This is a genomic window from Tardiphaga sp. 839_C3_N1_4 (assembly GCF_051811045.1).
Taxonomy (GTDB): Bacteria; Pseudomonadota; Alphaproteobacteria; order Rhizobiales; family Xanthobacteraceae; genus Tardiphaga.
Genome location: NZ_JBPWQD010000001.1, coordinates 3,789,035 through 3,806,876 on the forward strand (window position 1 = coordinate 3,789,035; position 17,842 = coordinate 3,806,876).

The following is a 17,842-nucleotide window of genomic DNA, read 5'->3' on the forward strand; positions in this document are numbered from 1 at the left end:
GCGCACAAGCCTGGTCGGCAACATCCACCTTACCGCCAGCGCGGAGGCTGAAAGGACCCTGATGCGCGGCTTCACCACCCTGCGCGACATCGGTGGGCCTTCTTCAGAAAATCGCTGGGGAACCTGCATTGCCACTCGCGCGGCGCCATGCCCCCGGCGGCAGTCCGGTCGCCGCGGAAAAGACGCGGGTGAAGTGGCTTTGATCGGCAAAGCCACAAGCCAGTGCGACATCGGCCAACGGCGTATCGGTTTTCATCAGAAGGCCTCGGGCCTGCTCGACGCGCTGGGACAGTATCCACTGGTGAGGCGCCTTGCCCGTCGCTTTCTTGAAGCCGCGAATGAAATAGCCGCGCGACAACCCGCAGGCCTGGGCAACATCGGCAACCCGCACATTGCCGGCAGCGTTGCTGCTCAGCATTTCGATGGCGAGCGCCAGTTGCGGCCGCGATAACGCCGCGCCCTGCGACGTGGCTTCGAGACTGGTCGCATTGTTGTATCGCTCGATCAGATGAATACCGATCGTTGTTCCGAGCTGGTCGAGGAACAACGGACTCGCCTCGCTACTCTTCTGCAGAAAGGGCTCGACCACGCTGACGAGCCGCAACAAGACCGGATCAGTGTCACCGGCGTGGCACGCAAGGTCGACCGCGCCGCGCCACCCATGCTCCTGCGCCAGTTCGATCAAGAACGGCCGCGACACCTCCATCAGGAGAAAATCGAACGCGCCGCGCAGATCGGCACGATAATCATCCGCCAGGTTTCGGATATAAATCGAGCCTTCCTCGAACTCCTGGCCCGTGGCGTGATGCTCGTGAAAAACACGCCGCCGATGACCACGACCTTGCGAGATGCCGATCAGGAAACCGCGATCGTCGGCTGCGGTCACGACCTGCCCGAGATGCGGATCCTCGCTCCCTTTGCGGAAAAACTTGATCCCCGCGCCGCGCAGCTCCTGATCCTGGTGGAGTTTGCTGGCGGGACAGCCGAACACATCGATCTTCGATTTCGGCTTCAGCGAAACAGGCAACGGCTCAAGCATGTGGATCGGTCCGGCATATGATGCACCGTCGGGAATTCGGGTACCCGCCATCATGCACCCCCATCGCTGCACGCTGCAGATCGCCCGGACGTTCTCATGCGTCCCAACAAACTACCTCAGATTTCAGTTTAGCCACGCACATGGCTGCGGCTCCATGATTCCAGAATGCGGAATTGCATGCGGACAGACAATTGGAGCATGGTGGAGGCTGACTAGACCTTGGTCTAGGCGAGCGATGGAGGCTCATATCCCAACTGGTCGGCCATCCGCACGATGTCAGCGAGCGAGTTCGCCCGCATCTTACGCATCATCGTGCCGCGGTGGAGCTTGATCGTGGCCTCGCTCAGGTCCAGCGCAGCCGCAATCTGCTTGTTCATCAAGCCGGCGGCGACATGCGCGAACACCTCACGTTCCCTGACCGTCAACGTCTCGAAATCCGCCTTGAGGCCAGCGATTTTCTCGGCCGCCTGCTTCATTGCACGATCGCGCTTCACGGCCGTCTCAACCGCAGCGAGAAGATCCATCGCGCGAACCGGCTTGGTCAGGAATTCGATAGCGCCGGCCTTCATCGCCCGCACCGACATCGGCACATCGGCAAAGCCGCTAATCACGATCACCGGCGTTGTGACACGCAGGGCAGCCAGATCATCGAGAAAATCGAGACCGTTGCGGCCGGGCAGATGCACGTCGAGAACGATGCAGCCAAATTTGTCCCGGTCGTCTTTGGTCAGGAACTCCTGCGCCGAGGCAAAGCACTCGACCTGAAGACCGACAGAGCGCAGCATGCCGTCCAGGGCCTCGCGAATACCCTTGTCATCGTCAATAACGGCGACAACTGCGGTGACTGGCTCCGGGTTTGCGATCACGGTGCCACCTGCAGCGTATGTGGCGGCAGCGTGAAGCGAAAGCGCGTGCCAGTGGGCACGCGTGGCTCCGCCCAGAGCCTTCCGCCATGGGCATCGATGATGGAACGGCAGATCGACAGCCCCATACCAATGCCATCCCGCTTGGTCGTGAAGAACGGATTGAAGATCATATCGAGATGATCGGGGTCGATACCCACCCCCGCATCTTTGACGGTGACGCAGACCTCTCCCAGTGGGTCCATCGCCGACACAACAGTCACACGCCGTTGTAGATTCTCCGATGAATTGATGGCATCCGCCGCGTTGGATACCAGGTTCAACATTACCTGTTGCAGCTGCACCCGATCACCAATGATCGATGGCTGGTCGGGCTGAAGATCGACTTCCAGCGCAATCCCCCGCCGCGACAGTTCCGGCTGCACGATCGAGAGGACGCCTTCGATCATCTCGTTCAGGTCGAGCTCTTCGAACACCACCGGTGCGTTGCGCGCAATCGCGCGGACGCGCTGGATGATCGCTCCGGCGCGATGCCCCTCCGCGATGGCCCGCTCCGCGGCAGCGCGGGCTTCGCCGACATTGGCCTTCTCGCCCTTGAGCCATTGCACGCAGGCCTCGGCATTCATGACAACGGCCATCAGCGGCTGATTGACTTCATGCGCAATGGACGCGGTGAGCTGCCCCATCGTGGTGATCCGCGACATGCGCGCCAGCTCCGCATGCGCCACCTGAAGCGCCGCCGTGCTCTCGCGCAGCTTGCGGTCGGCGCGGTCCTTGTACAGGGCCATTTCGATCACGGTGCGCAGTTGCAGATCCTCGAACGGCTTGAGCAGATAGCCGAACGGCTCGGCCTGACTGGCGCGCCGAACCGTCTCGTCATCGGCATAGGCCGTGAGGAACACTACCGGGATCTGGCATCTGGCGCGGATCTGCCGGGCGGCATCGATGCCGTCTATCTCGCCTTCCAGACGGATGTCCATCAGCACCAGATCGGGGCGATTGCTGATCGCAAGCTCAACGGCCGCCTCGCCGCGGGCGGTCACCCCGATCACGGAATGACCGATCCGGCCGAGCTGCTCACTAATATCGCGCGCAACGATGCGATCATCTTCGACCACCATCACGCGGGCGCGCGTTGTCATGGCGCAAGCCTCGCGCTACGGCCAGCCTGGAATGTAAGGGTGCAGGTGGTGCCGCCGGTGCGATCAACCGAGAAAGTGCCGTGCAACTGCTCGACCAGATCGCGCACCAGCTGCAGACCGAGTGATCTGGTTTCGATGAAGTCGAACTGCTCGGGCATCCCGATGCCGTCATCCGCCACGGTCAGAATGCATGTCCCGTCGTCGCGGCTGCCGAACCGAACCTTGATATATCCGCTGCGTTTGCTAGGAAAGGCGTGCTTGAACGCATTGGACACGAGCTCGTTGATGATAAGGCCGCAGGACACCGCGCGATCCATATCCAGCGTGACGTCATCACTTTCGGCCGTGATCTCGACGCGAGCCCGCCCATAGGCGCGGCGCAGATGCGTGCACAGACTGAGCACATGGGTCTGCATCTCGATCTCAGCGAAGTTGCCGGCACGATAAAGGTTTTCATGCACGAGTGCCATCGACCGCACGCGGTTGCGGCTGTCCGCAAACAGAGCCGCGGTGATCGGGTCGCTGATGCGCGACGCCTGCAGATTCAGGAGACTGCTGATGAGTTGCAGGTTATTCTTGACGCGGTGATGCACTTCCTTGAGCAAGGCTTCCTTCTCGTTCAGCGATGCTTCCAGTCTTTCCCGCGCAGCGTTTCCGGTTGTGATGTCCATCATCGCGCGGCGGAGCTCGAGCTGGTTCATGATCTGCCGCGCGAGCGCCTGCAGCGTGAAGCGCTGGCGTGTCGACAGACCATCCGGGCGCGGCGTGTGGTCCAACACACAAACGGTACCGATCGGCAGGCCATTCTGTGTTTCCAGCAGCGCGCTGGCATAGAAGCGGAGCCTGGGACCCCCGCTCACCAATGGATTATTCTGGAAGCGTGTATCCGAAGACAGATCGGAGATCACGAAAAGATCCGTCTGGCGGATCGCCTGCGCGCAGATCGAATGATCGAGCGGCAGTTCCCGATCGCCGCGCCCGATACCGGTAAGGGTCCAGTGCCGGTCGCCATCTATCAGATTGATGGCCGCGATCGGCGCATCGCAGATATCCGATGCGATCTGCACAAAGTCTGCGAAATCCACATCAGATGCAGAATCGAGAATATCGTATCGATGCAAGGCCGCGATGCGATCGCGTTCATTCCACATGTCAGGCACTTATGTCGGCGTCATCCGAACCATCACGCCAAAACGGGGACCGATGGCGGGCGATCGCGTAACCTATTCTGCGGCGGCACAAAATGAAACTGCCTCCGCGTGGCCAGCGGGGCGCCCGATTACCACCCATATCTCAGCTCCAGCCCGAGATAATTGCTGTCATGGCCGCCGGCATTCCGCACGGTATCACCGACAGCATAATGCACCGCCTCAACGGCTCCGGTCAGGTTGGCGTTGAAGACGTAATCCGCCCGAAGCTGCGAATAGACCCCGGTCCAGCGACTGCCCTGCCCGGCCGTGCCCGCAACGGCAACGTTGGGCTGAACATAGACGGCATCGGCAACCGTCTGGCGCCACTGCATGCCGACTCCCGCGGTCACCGTCAGATTGGCAACGGGCTTCACCGTCAGTGTCGGCTTGAGATGGATCAGGTTGGCGTAGCCGGTATAGCCTGCCAGCGAAAAATAGTAGCCGTTCGGGAACAGCGGATTGAACGTACCGATCGTGTTGTCACCCGCACGCCCGTCACCTGACGCCGCATCCGCCTGCAAGCCGATCCTTGGCGTCCATGCGACGTTAGAGAATGTGTGACCGGTGCGGGCGCCCAATGCCCAGGCTTCGATGTCCTTAGCGCCGACATGGCCGGTCTGCCCCATCGCCTCGAGATCCCAATCGAAGCCATTGGCATTGCCGGCAAAGCGGACGTCGAAGATGTGCCGCGTCTCTTCGCCCAGGGCGTCGAGATAACGCGCCGATGATCGCTCGAACAGCGAGTAGTAGCCGGAGAGTTCGTTGTCGCCGAAAACCTTGCGTTCGATACGCGCCGTGCTGAAGCGGAAATTCTGGCCGGAGAAGTCATCGAACACATCGCCAAAGCGATATTGCACGGGCTGACTGACAAAGCCGATGAAACGCCACAGCCCGGTCTCGTAATCCGCCCACATCGCATCGAATGACTGCCGCACATTCGGTCCGTCACGCGACGACACGAAGCGCTGCAGATCGAAGGCAAAATCCTGCCGGCCGACGCGTGCCTTGAAGATGCCATCACCCAGCGCACCGCTATAGGCGATAAAGGCCAGTCTCAGATCGAGCTGGTTCTGATCGACCGGTGAGATGCTCGCCTTGTCGACGGTCCGCACGTCTTCGAACTGGGTGAAGATCTGCCAGTTCTCGTTCAGCCGGATGTCGACATGCATCTGCAGCCGTTGCAGCAGATAGGAATCGCCCCGCGTATTGCCGACGCCGAAATTCGGTGCGTCGTTGAACTCGAACCGCTCGCGCAGATTAGCACCAAGCGAGATATAGCTTTTCAGATCGGTGACAAAGAGCGGGATATATTTCAGTGCGTCGAACGGCTCGGTCCGCAACGCCGGATTGGCGAGCGCGGACCAGTCTTCCTGCCAGCGATTGGTGAGAACCTTCGGGCGTGACGGCGTTACCGCTGAATCGTCGGCATGCGCGAGCGGCAGCATCGCCGCGCTGAAGGCCAGCGCGGTCGCGGCTGCCCACGCCTTACTTGCCGACGGCAGAGTGAATCTCGGCAACATAGCCTCCGGGGAATCTTACCAGCGCGGCGCGGCGTGCATCCGCGGCATAGGGCTCGACTAGCACGGCGGCACCGGCTGTCTTCGCCTTGGCCAACGTCTCGTCGAGCGACGGCACTTCATAGCCGGTCAACTCATGACCGTAGGGATAAGGAAGCACACCGTCGGTCACCAGCACAGTCATCTTGCCGAACTTCGACGTGATGTGAATCCGCCGATAGGTGTCGTTAGGGCGGCCGATCTCGATGCCCGGCGCCTTCGCCGTGTCGGAGACAACGCTGCCTTTCGAGAAAGCGACAAAGCTCTTCACGAACTGGTCGGCCCGGCCGGCTGGTACGTAGACGCGATTCTCCGGGACCGTCTGCAGTTCCGGATAGGACGGCGCCGTCGTGTGCCAATAAAGCTGCATGTTGATGCCGCCCGGCCATTGCACCACGACGTCGCGGCCGATCGGATCGGGAAACGTCTTGACCAGCACGTCGGCGCCTGCGCTCTGCGCAGCTTTGACTGCGGCGTCGATATCGGTGACGAGATAGCCGGTGCGCTCATGGCCAAAGGGATACGGAATCGGAGTCTTGAAGCCGAACACCGAGACCGAGCCCGCCGGCGTCAGTAGAAGCTGCGACGTCGTGCTGCTCGGCGTCGGCGTCACTGTCGCGACCACCTGTTTGGTGCTCTTGCCGCCAAAGGTCGCGATGAAGCTTTCGACAAAGCGATCGACCTCGTCCGGCGCAACATAGACATGCGTCGTGTCATATTGCGCGCCGACGGCAAAGCCGGCCCTCACCGGCGCCTCGCGCGCCCATGTATCTTGCGGCGCGGCCAATAGCAACGCGACGGAAACAATAGCGGCGGTGAATTTGAACAAACGCATCATGGCAATCCTTGTGGCGACTAGTGCTGGTTGACCAGTTCGAGCTTCGACATCGGGTTTTTCAGATCCAGCGTCAGAAAATGCCGGACCACGGGGGCGGCGGGCCCGATGTGATATTGCGTCATCTCGCGCTGCACATCGGCATCAGCCTTCGAGACGCGGTGATGCTGCCGCAGATGCTCCGCCCATGATTCCACAAGGAACCATTCGACGATCTTCTCCGGATCGGCCGCATCCTCGGTGATGCCCCAGCCATAAGCGCCATCGCGACGACGCGCTTCAGAGAGGCGCTTGAGCCCGGTGAAGAACGGCGCGCGGTTTTGACGCGCGATTCGGTACTCAATCAGGATCAGGACGGGGCCGCGGTCATGTTCGACCTCATCCGACGTCAGCGGCTCCGGCCAGTAGTTGGACGGCGCGAGATCGGCTTCACCTGTCGGCAGCTTCACCCGGTGCATGATGAAGGCGGCGACGGCGAGACCGCATGCGCTAACCAGCAGTGTCGCCGGTAGGCTCAGCGCTTGGGCCACCACGCCCCAGCCAAGGCTTCCAGCAGCCATGGCACCATTGAACACCATCAGATAGACGGCGAGACCGCGACCACGCACCCAGTTCGGCAGCACCGCCTGTGCGACGCCACTGAACGTCGTCAGCGCCGTGATCCACGCAGAACCGAGCAGCAGCAGAACCGGCAACGCAACCCATTTCGGCGGCGCGAAGGACAGTACAGCCATCACGCACGCCGATAGCAGCGCGGCGATCAGCAGCAGCACGTCGGAGTCGAGCTTCGCGCGGAGCTGCGGCAGCACCAGCGCGCCACCGATCGCGCCCACGCCAACCGCACCAAGCAGCACGCCGTAAAAACTGGCATCGCCACCCAGCAGATTACGCGCCACCAGCGGCAGCAGCGCCCAAATCGAGCTGGAGAATGCAAAGAAGATCGCTGCCCGCAGCAGCACAATATGCAGTTCACGGCTGGAACGTGTGTAGCGTAACCCCGCCCGGAACGCGCCGAAGAACTTCTCCGATAACACGTCGTTCTCGGCCTTGGCGCGCGGCCACCACAGTAATGCTACGATGACGAACATGTAGCTGATGACATCGGCGCCATAGGTGACGGCGGCGCCGAATGTCGCCAACAGGATACCGCCTGCCGCAGGACCGATCGAGCGCGAGACATTGATGCCCAATGAATTCAGCGCGACCGCACTCTTGATGTCCTGTCGCGGCACGAGCTCCGGCACGATCGCCTGCCATGTCGGCCCGACCAGTGCCGCTCCGACCCCGCCAATGAAGGTCAGGCCGATCAGCAGATTGACCGTCAGCAGCCCGTAATAGGACAGCATCATCAGCGTCGCACTCACCAAGGCGAGCAGTACCTGCACCGCGATCAGGAATTTGCGGCGATCGAGAATATCGGACAGCACCCCGGCGGGGATTGCAAACAGGAAGATCGGAAGCGTGCCCGCGGCCTGGATCATGGTGACCGCTGCGGGCGCTGCCGACAGGTCGGTGACGAGCCAGGAACTTGCCACGTCGCGCATGAAGCTGCCGGTATTGCCCATCACCGTCGCGACCCAGATCACCGCGAAGATGGATTGGCGGAATGGCGCGAAGGCGCTGGTTGCCTTGGCCGGCTCGGCGGCTCCGCTCATGGTTTTGCCTTCCTGGCCCGGTCATTAAGGTCATGCCAAGCGACGAGCAGGAAGCCGCCGCACAGGCCGAGATGTTCGAAAAACGAATTGGCGCTCATAAAGCGCTCGGACGGAGCCAACTCCCAGAACCGGTTTGCCAGAAATGTCGCCATCAGCGTAAAGCCTGCCAGCGAGAGTGCACCGAGCCAGCGCAACACGCCACCGAGAATCAATAGCGAGGCAACCAGTTCGAGCCCGATCGTCGCCAGCGCGAAGGGCGCTGCCGGCTGCAGTCCGAAATGGTTCATCTCGGCAATCGCTCCCTGAAGGTCGAACGCCTTCACCAGCCCACCTTGCAGATAGGCCGCACACAGGCAGAGCAAACCCAGCCAATACACAAAGGGCGCACCGATCACGCGACGTGCGAGATTCGTGATCATACCGCCCAGCACGCGCAGCCGAGTGCGCCCCAGAAGCTCTTGAGATCGGCGATCGGCAGCTTGCTGGACCATGCCGTGGCATGATCATGGCCATGCACGCCGCATGAATTCGCGCAGCCGCAGCTCATCGCCATCTTCTGCGCGACGACCTGTCCATTCGCATCGGGAGCGGCCCACGCGCCATAGCCACCAAAGGTGCGCACCGGCGACCAGTCCGGCATGGCCGGCGGCGGCGCATTCTCGTCGAGCTTGGCGAAATCACCGACGGCATAGACAACCTTGCCGCCGACGATTGTCAGCACTGCGCTCGTGTCGGCAATCTCGTTCTCCGCGCAGGAGAAGAAATCGCGATCGGGTACGACGATATCGGCGAGCTGGCCGACCTGGATGCGGCCCTTCTTGCCTTCTTCGTTCGAGAACCACGTCACGTTTTCCGTCCACATGCGCAACGCCGTCTCGCGATCGACGCAGTTGCGCTGCGGATAGAGCTGCATACCGCCAACGGTGCGGCCGGTGACCAGCCAGGACAGCGACACCCAGGGATTATAGGACGCGACGCGCGTCGCATCCGTGCCGGCGGAAACCTTGACGCCCTTGGCGAGCATCTTCGACACCGGCGGCGTGGCTTCCGCCGCGCCATGGCCGTAACGCTCGACGAAATATTCGCCCTGATAGGCCATGCGATGCTGCACCGCGATGCCGCCGCCAAGCGCCGCGATACGGTCGATGGATTGATCCGAGATCGTTTCGGCGTGGTCGAAGAACCAGTTCAGCCCTTTCAGCGGCATCTCCTGATTGACGCGCTCGAATACATCCAGCGCGCGGCTGATGGTCTCATCATAGGTCGCATGCATGCGCCACGGCCATTTGTTTTGCACGAGAACGCGAACGACCTCCTCGAGCTCGCCTTCCATCTCCGGCTCCATATCAGGACGTGGCTGGCGGAAGTCCTCGAAGTCTGCGGCAGAGAACACCAGCATTTCGCCGGCGCCGTTGTGGCGGAAGTAGTCGTCGCCCTGCTTGTATTTGGATGTTTTCGTCCAATTGAGGAAGTCGTCCTTCTCGCCCTTCGGCTTCTGGGTAAAGAGGTTGTAGGCCAAACGAATGGTCAGCTGATTCTCGTCATGCAGTTTCTGGATGACGGCATAATCTTCGGGGTAGTTCTGGAAGCCGCCGCCGGCGTCGATGGCGCCGGTGACGCCGAGGCGATTGAGTTCGCGCATGAAGTGGCGGGTCGAGTTGACCTGATAGTCGAAGGGCAGCTTCGGGCCCTTGGCCAGCGTTGCGTACAGAATACCGGCATTGGGCTTGGCCAGCAGCATGCCGTTCGGATTTCCGTTAGTATCGCGAATGATCTCGCCGCCCGGCGGGTTCGGCGTGTCCTTGGCGTAGCCAACCGCGCGCAGCGCAGCGCCGTTGAGCAATGCACGGTCATAGAGATGCAGCAGGAACACTGGTGTATCCGGCGCGACGGCATTCAGCTCGTCGATCGTCGGCAGCCGTTTTTCGATAAACTGATGCTCAGTGAAGCCACCGACCACGCGCACCCATTGCGGCGGCGGCGTGATGGCGACCTGACGCTTCAGCATGTTCATGGCATCGGAGAGCGAGCGTACGCCGTCCCAGCGCAGCTCCATGTTGAAATTCAGACCGCCGCGAATGATGTGCAGGTGATTGTCGATCAGGCCGGGCAGCACGCGCTTGCCCTTAAGATCGACGATCTTCGTCTTTGGTCCCGCCAGTGGCAGGATGCCCGCGTCATGGCCGACATGGGTGAAGCGACCATCCTTGATGGCCACCGCGCTGGCGACGGGATTGGAGCGATCGAGCGTCGTGAACAGGCCACGATGGAGAATGAGATCGGGGGTCTGCGGCTCGCTCATGGGGAGTTCCTTCGGCGATAGTGAATTGAACGGTCGATGGGATCGTGAAGCGTGTGCCGGCGACTAACCGCCGGCGGGCGGCTGCGGCGTTATGTCGCCAGCGACACGCGTATCGGAGCGCTGGCCCTTCGGCAGATGGCCGAACATGTGTGGCTTCACCTGCTCGAGCCAGGACTGCACCACCGGCTCCTTCTGCCAGAGCGTGCGCACCAGCGGCGGCAATTGCTCGCCAACGAGAATGCCGAGCAGGCCAACCAGCGCCACCACCGGTGGCGCCGGAGAGCGCACATTGATCAGACTGTAGATGACGCCCACCAGCAGGCCTGCGCCCAGCGAGATCATATGTGCTTTCATATCGTTGTCCTCGGTTGTGTCACCTGACGGCTTACTTGGCCGAGCCGCCTTCGGAAGCGTGCTCACCAAGCGCCCACTTCGAGAAACGGATCTGGATGCCGTAAGGCGAATGTGCACGCTGGATGTCCATCATGCCCTCATAGGTCTCGCTGCGCGCCCAATCCTGCTGCAGCTCATAAGCATATTGCGAGGACGTGATCGGCACCGCGCCAGCCTGGATCGCGCGCTGCATGGCGCGCTCATGCGCTTCCGGCGAGAGATCGCCGCAGGCGTCGGCAGCAATGTAGATCTCAAAGCCTTCGCGCAGCATGTCTAGGGTCGGAAAGATCACGCAAGCCTCGGTCCACAAGCCCGCGATGACGAACTTCTTGCGGCCGGTGGCGGCAACGGCCTTTCGGAAGTTGGCATCGAGCCACGAATTCATTGAGGTGCGATCGATGATCTCCTGTCCCGGAAACAGCGACACCACCTCGGGGATGAATGGGCCCGAAAACGACTCCGCCGCGACGGTGGTGAGAACGGTTGGAATCTTGAACAGCTTCGCAGCTTTTGCAAGAATCTGGACGTTGTTCAATGTGACAAGACGATCATGCGACTGGACACCCTGGAACATCGCGGGCTGAAAATCGATCAGCGCGATAGCGCTATTCTGCGGGGTCAGCATTTCCTGAAATGACATTCGAATTCTCCATGAAAGAGTTGTGACGGCTTCGCTCGTGTCCGCAAAATGGCAGCTCTTCTGCTGATCCGTACGCCGACACCGATCAATTCGTCGATCAGGAGACCACGGGCCACGAAGCCACCACGCGGGATAACCCGGGAAGAAACCACGGTCTTGTCTGGAAGTCATCGGCATTGAACGATCGGCCACCACGCGGCGTTCCGAACGCTTCTCCGCGGCCTGACTTGCACCCTTCTGCTATGCTTCGGAAACTATGTCGATGCATGCAGCCGTGCATATCGATGCGCCGACGTAGGCGCATAAGATCGTGAGCACCGCCGATCTTGTTGCCGCCATCAGGAGCGAAGCAAGATAGGCTTGGGCCTGTCGCCGTCCTTGCCATGTCGATGGCCGAGCCGACGCTGAAATAGTACGGTATGACCTCTCCCGGACAGCGGCCGAGATAGATCATCTTCAGCGCGTCCGGACATGCGAGCGATACGGTGCAGCCGCTCGCGGTCGCCAACCGCTGTAACTGCTCGTGGGCAACGGGCAGAACTCTCATGTTGCGCAGTAGCGAAAACACCAGCGTCAGAACGCGCCGACGCAACTGATATTTGCCACCAACGGGTTCGTAATCGAGGTAACCCGCAGCCACCAAAGCTCGGATCAGCCGGGACACGGTCGGCTTCGGAAGGTACTCGACGATACTCCCAAGACAATCTCGGAGAAGCCTGTCGAACGCGCTTGTATCGACCGTTTGCGCCGAGACGGGACAATCCCATAGGGCGGAACCCTCGCGGTCGTTGCGTGGACGCACTACGAAGCCCACCATGAAATGTTAGATTCCAATCATGGTTCTACGCGGAATACTCGTGCGGCAAGCCGCCCCTTGGCAGCACAGACCCACGATCATTCGCGCGAGAACTCACGGTGACCCAAATGCGGCACTGCCGCCGGAGGCCTCTCGTCTACTGCGACTTTCTGAATGCTTGGCCGATCTCATTGACCTAGTCAGGCTAGGCGCGTCTCAATACCGTTGCAGACGGATTTCGCCGGCTCAAATTAAGCCGGCTCGACCTTAAACAGACAATGATCGTGAGCGCCTTCGGCCTCGCAATAGACCTCCTGCGCCCGCAACCTGACCTCACGACCGGCACTTGCGGCAACATATTCGAGCGAGCCCTCGAGCCAAGACGCAAACATGTAACACACCTTGCGACCACTGTTGCGGCGCTCGCCATCAACCATTGCCGAATTTCGCAAGCGCACTGTCGCCGTCCCTGCTTCCGGCGACACGTCGAGGACGTCGAACTGGCCCCATCCGCGCTGCGTGATGCGGCGCATATAGTGACGGAACACATCGACGCCGGACATGCCGTGAAATTCGGCTTCCTTCTCGCACCAATAATAGGCCGAGCGATGGCCGGCCGGTCGCAGAATGCGCTCGAGTTCCTCAGCGCCCACTGCCGCCTCGATGGCAAAGTGGTTGTTCATGTAAAAATGCTGCGGCACCAAGATCATATTGGTCGCGTCGACCGACCAACGCCCGGTCTGGTCATCGACATTGATGTCAACCTGCGGCTTCCCCATCTCAGGCCCCCCAGACAGTCTTCAGGAGATTGACCCAGTTCTTGCCAATGACGGCCTCGATGCGTGAGGCCTTCCAGCCGCGCTTCTCCATAGCGGCCGTGAGATTCGGCCATTCGCCGATAGTCTTGATGCCTTCGGGATTGATGACGTCGCCGAAATTAGTGAGGCGACGGCCATATCCCTTGTCATGGGTGATCCAGTCGAAGAATTCCTGGCCATAGCCCTGCGTGAAGTCGGTGCCGATGCCGACGCTGTTCTCGCCGCAGATATCGATGACGTATTCGATCGCCTCGACATAATCGTCCACAGTCGATGCCGGACCACGCTTCAGGAAAGGTGGGAACATGGTGACGCCCACAAAGCCGCCGTGATCGACGATGAAGCGCAGCTGCTCGTCGGACTTGTTGCGCGGATGCTCCTTCAAGCCGGCTGGCAGGCAGTGCGAATAGGCAACCGGTTGCTTGGAGGTGAGGATGACGTCTTCGCTGGTCTTCGATCCGACATGCGACAGGTCGCAGAGGATGCCGAGACGATTCATCTCGGCGACGACCTCGCGGCCGAAGTCGGACAGGCCACCGTCCTTGGACTCGTAGCAGCCGGTGCCGACCAGGTTCTGCGTGTTATAGGCCATCTGGATGATGCCGACGCCGAGCTCCTTGAACAGACCGAGGTAGCCGATCTGATCTTCGATACCAGTGACGTTCTGCCAGCCCAGGATGATGCCGGTCTTGCCTTCTTCCTTGGCCTTCAGGATGTCAGCGGTGGTGTAAACTTGCTTGAGGATGTCGTCGTTGTCTGCGAACCAGCGCTTCCACTTGACCACATTGCGCATGGTGGCTTCGAAGCCTTCCCAGACGCAGCAGGTGCAGTTGGCGGCGGTCAATCCGCCCTTGCGCATGTCCTCGAAGACCGGACGCCCGAAGTCCGAGATGATCAATCCATCGACGACGATGGCGCTTTCATGAATGGTTGAGGACATGACGTTTCCTTTCAGATGATAGTCTGACTTTTCGTTGTGATGCGGCAGCCATATATATCAGCTAGCGCGACGTTCTTTCTGATCAGTGCGCTCCACCGAAGTAGGCGCTTTGGACTTCCTCGTTCTTTGCCAACATCTCGGAGTCGCCCTGGACGATGATCCTGCCCTGCGACAACACATAACCGTAATGGGCGATGGCGAGGGTCTGGTTGACGTTCTGCTCGACCAGGAGAACCGTCACTCCAGTTTCGTTGAGCCGGCGGACAATGTTGAAGTTCTCCTGCACGAATAGTGGAGACAGGCCCAGCGATGGCTCGTCGATGATCAGAAGCTTGGGATCCGTCATCATTCCGCGGCCGATCGACACCATCGCCTGTTCGCCACCGGACATGGTGCCGGCAAGCTGCTTGGCGCGCTCTTTCAGGCGCGGAAACACCTCATACACCTTGCCAAGGCGCGCTTTGACCGTCTTCTCCGCATTGACGAGATAGGCGCCGACCCGAAGATTCTCTTCGACCGTCATCTTCGCGAAGATCCGGCGCCCTTCGGGAATGCACGCAATCCCGAGATCGACAATCTCATGGGTCGCCATCTGATCGAGCGTCTTGCCTTCGAATGCGATGGAGCCGGCGCGGGGCGGCGTCAGCCGCAGAATCGAGCGGATCAGCGTCGACTTGCCGGCACCATTGGAACCAAGAATACAGGTGATCTTGCCCGGCTGCACGTCGATCGAAATGCCGGACAGCACGTCGGCCCGGTCATAGGCAGTGAAAATGTTCTCGACTGTGAGATGACCGCTCATGCTTGCCCCAGATAGGCTTCGCGGACCACAGGATCGGCCGCGACATCACGGAATTTGCCTTCACAGATCTTCTTGCCGTAGTTCAGCACGACGCAGCGATCGGTGACGCGTTCGATCAAGCCCATTTCGTGCTCAACAATGATGATCGTGAGCCCGCCGAGCGATTTGCGGATGCCGAGAATTTCATCCACCACCTGATCCGTCTCGTCATGGGTCATGCCGGCAGACGGTTCATCGAGCAGCACAAGCTTTGGCTTGCCGATCAATGCGCGGCAGATCTCGACCCTGCGCCGATCGATCATGCCGAGCGAGATCGCCGGATCGAACAGTTTATCCGGCAGCGCGGGATTGAAGACGCGCAGCAGTTCGCGAGCTTCCTCCGCGATCTTCCGCGCTTCCGCAGCGAATAATTTCCGCTGCACGATATTGTGCCAAAGGCCATTGTTCAGCGTTCGCTGCGCACCCAGCGCAATATTGTCGAACACCGATAGCGACAGGCATAGGCGCGATCGCTGAAACGTGCGCGACAGGCCATAGGACGAGATATTGTGAGCCTTCTCGCGGGTGATGTCGATGTCGCCCAGCAAGATCTTGCCTGCACTTGCGGAATAGACGCCGCTGATTACATTGAGAAACGTGGTCTTACCCGAGCCGTTCGGCCCGATCAGCCCGAGCACTTCGCCATTGCGGACGTCGATGTTTAGCTCATTAAGTGCGAACAGGCCGCCGAAACGGACCGTCAGGCCGCGGCTCTCGAGCAGCACGTCGTTAGACAATCTCGTCATGCGCTTGCCTCCGTATGCAGTTTCCGGACCCGGCGCGCCACGAGGCCGTCCGGGCGCATGGTCAGGATCGCGATGACCAGGACTGCATAGAAGATCAGCCGGTATTCCTGGATAAACTGGAGCTTCTCGGGCAGCAGGACGACGATCAGCGCCGCCGGCAACACGCCCCAGCGATTGCCGATGCCGCCCAGGATCACGATGGACACCATCACCAGCGAGTCGCCGAATGTGAAATTCGCGGGCGCGATGAACCCCGTCATTTTCGCATAGACCGCCCCCATCAGGCCGGCCAAAAAGTTACCGAGCGTGAATGCCAGCACTTTCCAGTAAGCTATCTTCAGTCCGAAAACGGATGCTGCGGTCTCATCGAGGCGCACCACATCGAACCAGACACCGACCCAAGAGCGGTCCAGCAGTCCGACAAAGATCATCGCCAGTGCCGTCAGAATACCGGTCAAGATCACGTAGTTCACATAGGACGACAGCACGAGGCCGAAGATATGGATGTCATTGGTGAAGTCCCAGCCGAACAGATTGATGCCGGGAAGCTTCAGGCCCTGCGGACCGCCAAAGAAGTCATTCGCGTCGAGAAAGACGTTGAACATCACGCCGAACGCCATGGTCGTCAGCGCGCCGTAATGTCCGCGGGTGCGCAGCACCGGGAGGATGAGCAGCGAGCCGATGAAGACCGCGACCAGGCCGCCGCAGACCAGAACCAGCGCATCGGGCAGACCGCCCTGCTGCCCCAGCATCGCCGCGGTATATCCGCCGGTGCCGGCGAAAGCTGCGGCTGCAAAGTTGGTCAGGCCGGCATAGCCCATCTGCACAGTGAGGCCGAGGCAGATGGTCGCGTAGATCAGCACCGTTGCCAGCATCAGCAGGCCGAAATTGTCGTCGCGCAGCACGAAGATGACGGCGAGCGACGCTACCGTGATCAGGCCACGCAGCAGCCAGGGATTTTTTGAGGCGGCGACTTCCGTCGCGGCGACGCCTCCGAACCGGGCGGCGCAGAAGCAGACCGCAGCCGTGATCGCCAGTGCGGCACCGAGCAATTTCTGATTTTCGATCAGGACCAGCGCCGTGAGCGCGACTGAAGCGAAGGCCACAGCAACAAACAGCGGCCACACCGACACCCGTGCAAGCGTCCGAGAGGTCGGCGTCATACCCGCTCGCTCCCGCGTTCGGCGAGAAGCCCGGTCGGCCTCCAGGTGATGAGGACGATGATCAGCACGAAAGCAAACACGTTCTTGTAATCGCTCATCGACGGCATCGCAGCGACGACGAAAGTCTGCAGCCCCGCGAACAGATAGCCGCCGATGATCGCGCCCCAGATATTGCCGAGACCGCCCACGATCGCAGCCGTGAAGCCGATCACGGCCAGCAGCAGGCCCATGCTGTAATTGATCTCGCTGTAATACAGCGCATAGATCATGCCGGCGAAACCTGCGGTGATGGAACCCAATGCAAATGTCAGCGGGATGATGCGACCGAAATTGATCCCCATCACACGTGCCGTTTCGGTGTCTTCGGCCACCGCCCGCATCGCGAGGCCGAATTTGGAGTGGTTGATGATCCAATAAACGGCGCCGATCGAGGCGGCGCCGGCAATGATCAGAATAATCGCGTCGGTGCGGAAGAACGACGGACCGATATTGAAGCCTCCGGCCGGCAGCAGCTCCGGAAAACGCTGCGGATTGGTGCCGTTCGGAAAAAACAGCCGGATGGCTTCGCGGATGGCCGTACCAACCATCATCGTCATCAGCAACATGTTGAGCGGCGGCGCATTACGCAGCGGCATGATGAGGAAATGCGAAATGCCGGCGCCGACCACCGCGGTCAGTGCCATTGCCACGCACAGCGCGACAATGAACTGCAGCGGCACCGACAGTCCCAGCGCGTTCGCCGCCCAGACGGCGACGAGGCCTCCGAAGGCGCCGAGCGTGAGCACGTCCCCGTGCGAGAACTTGATCACGTTCATGACGCCAAAGAAGATGGTGAACCCCATGGCGACGAGGCCATAGATCGTTCCTTGCATCAAGCCGTTCAGCAGGTGTTGACCGATCATACCCATGGGATGCCCCGACGA

18 protein-coding genes are annotated in these 17,842 nt (G+C 60.7%); all 18 read right to left on the bottom strand.

Annotated features, from left to right (window positions below):
• Nucleotides 1-103: 103 nt before the first annotated feature.
• Complete coding sequence (locus AB8A38_RS18095) at nt 104-1,090, bottom strand: helix-turn-helix domain-containing protein (protein ID WP_439086934.1); 987 nt, start codon at nt 1,088-1,090, stop codon at nt 104-106.
• 173 nt (nt 1,091-1,263) lie between these two features.
• Nucleotides 1,264-1,905, bottom strand: a complete 642-nt coding sequence (locus AB8A38_RS18100) for a response regulator transcription factor (RefSeq protein ID WP_439086935.1) — start codon at nt 1,903-1,905, stop codon at nt 1,264-1,266.
• Nucleotides 1,902-3,044: a sensor histidine kinase gene (locus AB8A38_RS18105; protein ID WP_315840122.1), complete on the bottom strand. Its 1,143-nt coding sequence runs from the start codon at nt 3,042-3,044 to the stop codon at nt 1,902-1,904. The genes AB8A38_RS18100 and AB8A38_RS18105 overlap by 4 nt, the downstream gene beginning before the upstream one ends.
• Nucleotides 3,041-4,195: a histidine kinase dimerization/phosphoacceptor domain -containing protein gene (locus tag AB8A38_RS18110; RefSeq protein WP_315840121.1), complete on the bottom strand. Its 1,155-nt coding sequence runs from the start codon at nt 4,193-4,195 to the stop codon at nt 3,041-3,043. The genes AB8A38_RS18105 and AB8A38_RS18110 overlap by 4 nt, the downstream gene beginning before the upstream one ends.
• 128 nt (nt 4,196-4,323) lie before the next feature.
• The gene (locus AB8A38_RS18115) at nt 4,324-5,754 is read right to left on the bottom strand and encodes an alginate export family protein (protein ID WP_439086936.1); all 1,431 of its coding nucleotides are present in this window, start codon (nt 5,752-5,754) and stop codon (nt 4,324-4,326) included.
• The gene (locus AB8A38_RS18120; RefSeq protein WP_439086937.1) at nt 5,720-6,628 is read right to left on the bottom strand and encodes a glyoxalase; all 909 of its coding nucleotides are present in this window, start codon (nt 6,626-6,628) and stop codon (nt 5,720-5,722) included. The genes AB8A38_RS18115 and AB8A38_RS18120 overlap by 35 nt, the downstream gene beginning before the upstream one ends.
• A gap of 17 nt (nt 6,629-6,645) precedes the next feature.
• The gene (locus AB8A38_RS18125; RefSeq protein ID WP_439086938.1) at nt 6,646-8,280 is read right to left on the bottom strand and encodes an MFS transporter; all 1,635 of its coding nucleotides are present in this window, start codon (nt 8,278-8,280) and stop codon (nt 6,646-6,648) included.
• Nucleotides 8,277-8,699 carry a DoxX family protein gene (locus tag AB8A38_RS18130; RefSeq protein WP_439086939.1) on the bottom strand — a complete coding sequence of 141 codons (423 nt, stop codon included), beginning with the start codon at nt 8,697-8,699 and terminating at the stop codon, nt 8,277-8,279. Before AB8A38_RS18130 ends, AB8A38_RS18125 begins: the two co-directional genes overlap by 4 nt.
• Nucleotides 8,696-10,582, bottom strand: a complete 1,887-nt coding sequence (locus tag AB8A38_RS18135; RefSeq protein WP_439086940.1) for an amidohydrolase — start codon at nt 10,580-10,582, stop codon at nt 8,696-8,698. The genes AB8A38_RS18130 and AB8A38_RS18135 overlap by 4 nt, the downstream gene beginning before the upstream one ends.
• Before the next feature lie 63 nt (nt 10,583-10,645).
• Complete coding sequence (locus AB8A38_RS18140; protein ID WP_315840116.1) at nt 10,646-10,936, bottom strand: XapX domain-containing protein; 291 nt, start codon at nt 10,934-10,936, stop codon at nt 10,646-10,648.
• A 31-nt stretch (nt 10,937-10,967) separates the two neighbouring features.
• A complete protein-coding gene (locus tag AB8A38_RS18145) occupies nt 10,968-11,615 on the bottom strand; it encodes a hydrolase (protein WP_315840115.1) in 648 nt (215 codons plus the stop codon).
• Between the two features lie 97 nt (nt 11,616-11,712).
• The gene (locus tag AB8A38_RS18150) at nt 11,713-12,279 is read right to left on the bottom strand and encodes a hypothetical protein (RefSeq protein WP_439086941.1); all 567 of its coding nucleotides are present in this window, start codon (nt 12,277-12,279) and stop codon (nt 11,713-11,715) included.
• A 383-nt stretch (nt 12,280-12,662) separates the two neighbouring features.
• A complete protein-coding gene (locus AB8A38_RS18155; protein ID WP_315840113.1) occupies nt 12,663-13,190 on the bottom strand; it encodes a DUF5943 domain-containing protein in 528 nt (175 codons plus the stop codon).
• A 1-nt stretch (nt 13,191) separates the two neighbouring features.
• Nucleotides 13,192-14,169 carry a dipeptidase gene (locus AB8A38_RS18160; RefSeq protein ID WP_439086942.1) on the bottom strand — a complete coding sequence of 326 codons (978 nt, stop codon included), beginning with the start codon at nt 14,167-14,169 and terminating at the stop codon, nt 13,192-13,194.
• Between the two features lie 82 nt (nt 14,170-14,251).
• A complete protein-coding gene (locus tag AB8A38_RS18165) occupies nt 14,252-14,971 on the bottom strand; it encodes an ABC transporter ATP-binding protein (protein ID WP_439086943.1) in 720 nt (239 codons plus the stop codon).
• Nucleotides 14,968-15,756: an ABC transporter ATP-binding protein gene (locus AB8A38_RS18170; protein ID WP_439086944.1), complete on the bottom strand. Its 789-nt coding sequence runs from the start codon at nt 15,754-15,756 to the stop codon at nt 14,968-14,970. Before AB8A38_RS18170 ends, AB8A38_RS18165 begins: the two co-directional genes overlap by 4 nt.
• Entirely contained in the window at nt 15,753-16,919 is a 1,167-nt protein-coding gene (locus tag AB8A38_RS18175) for a branched-chain amino acid ABC transporter permease (RefSeq protein WP_439086945.1), read from the bottom strand. The genes AB8A38_RS18170 and AB8A38_RS18175 overlap by 4 nt, the downstream gene beginning before the upstream one ends.
• Nucleotides 16,916-17,827 carry a branched-chain amino acid ABC transporter permease gene (locus AB8A38_RS18180; RefSeq protein ID WP_068737795.1) on the bottom strand — a complete coding sequence of 304 codons (912 nt, stop codon included), beginning with the start codon at nt 17,825-17,827 and terminating at the stop codon, nt 16,916-16,918. Before AB8A38_RS18180 ends, AB8A38_RS18175 begins: the two co-directional genes overlap by 4 nt.
• Between the last annotated feature and the right edge of the window lie 15 nt (nt 17,828-17,842).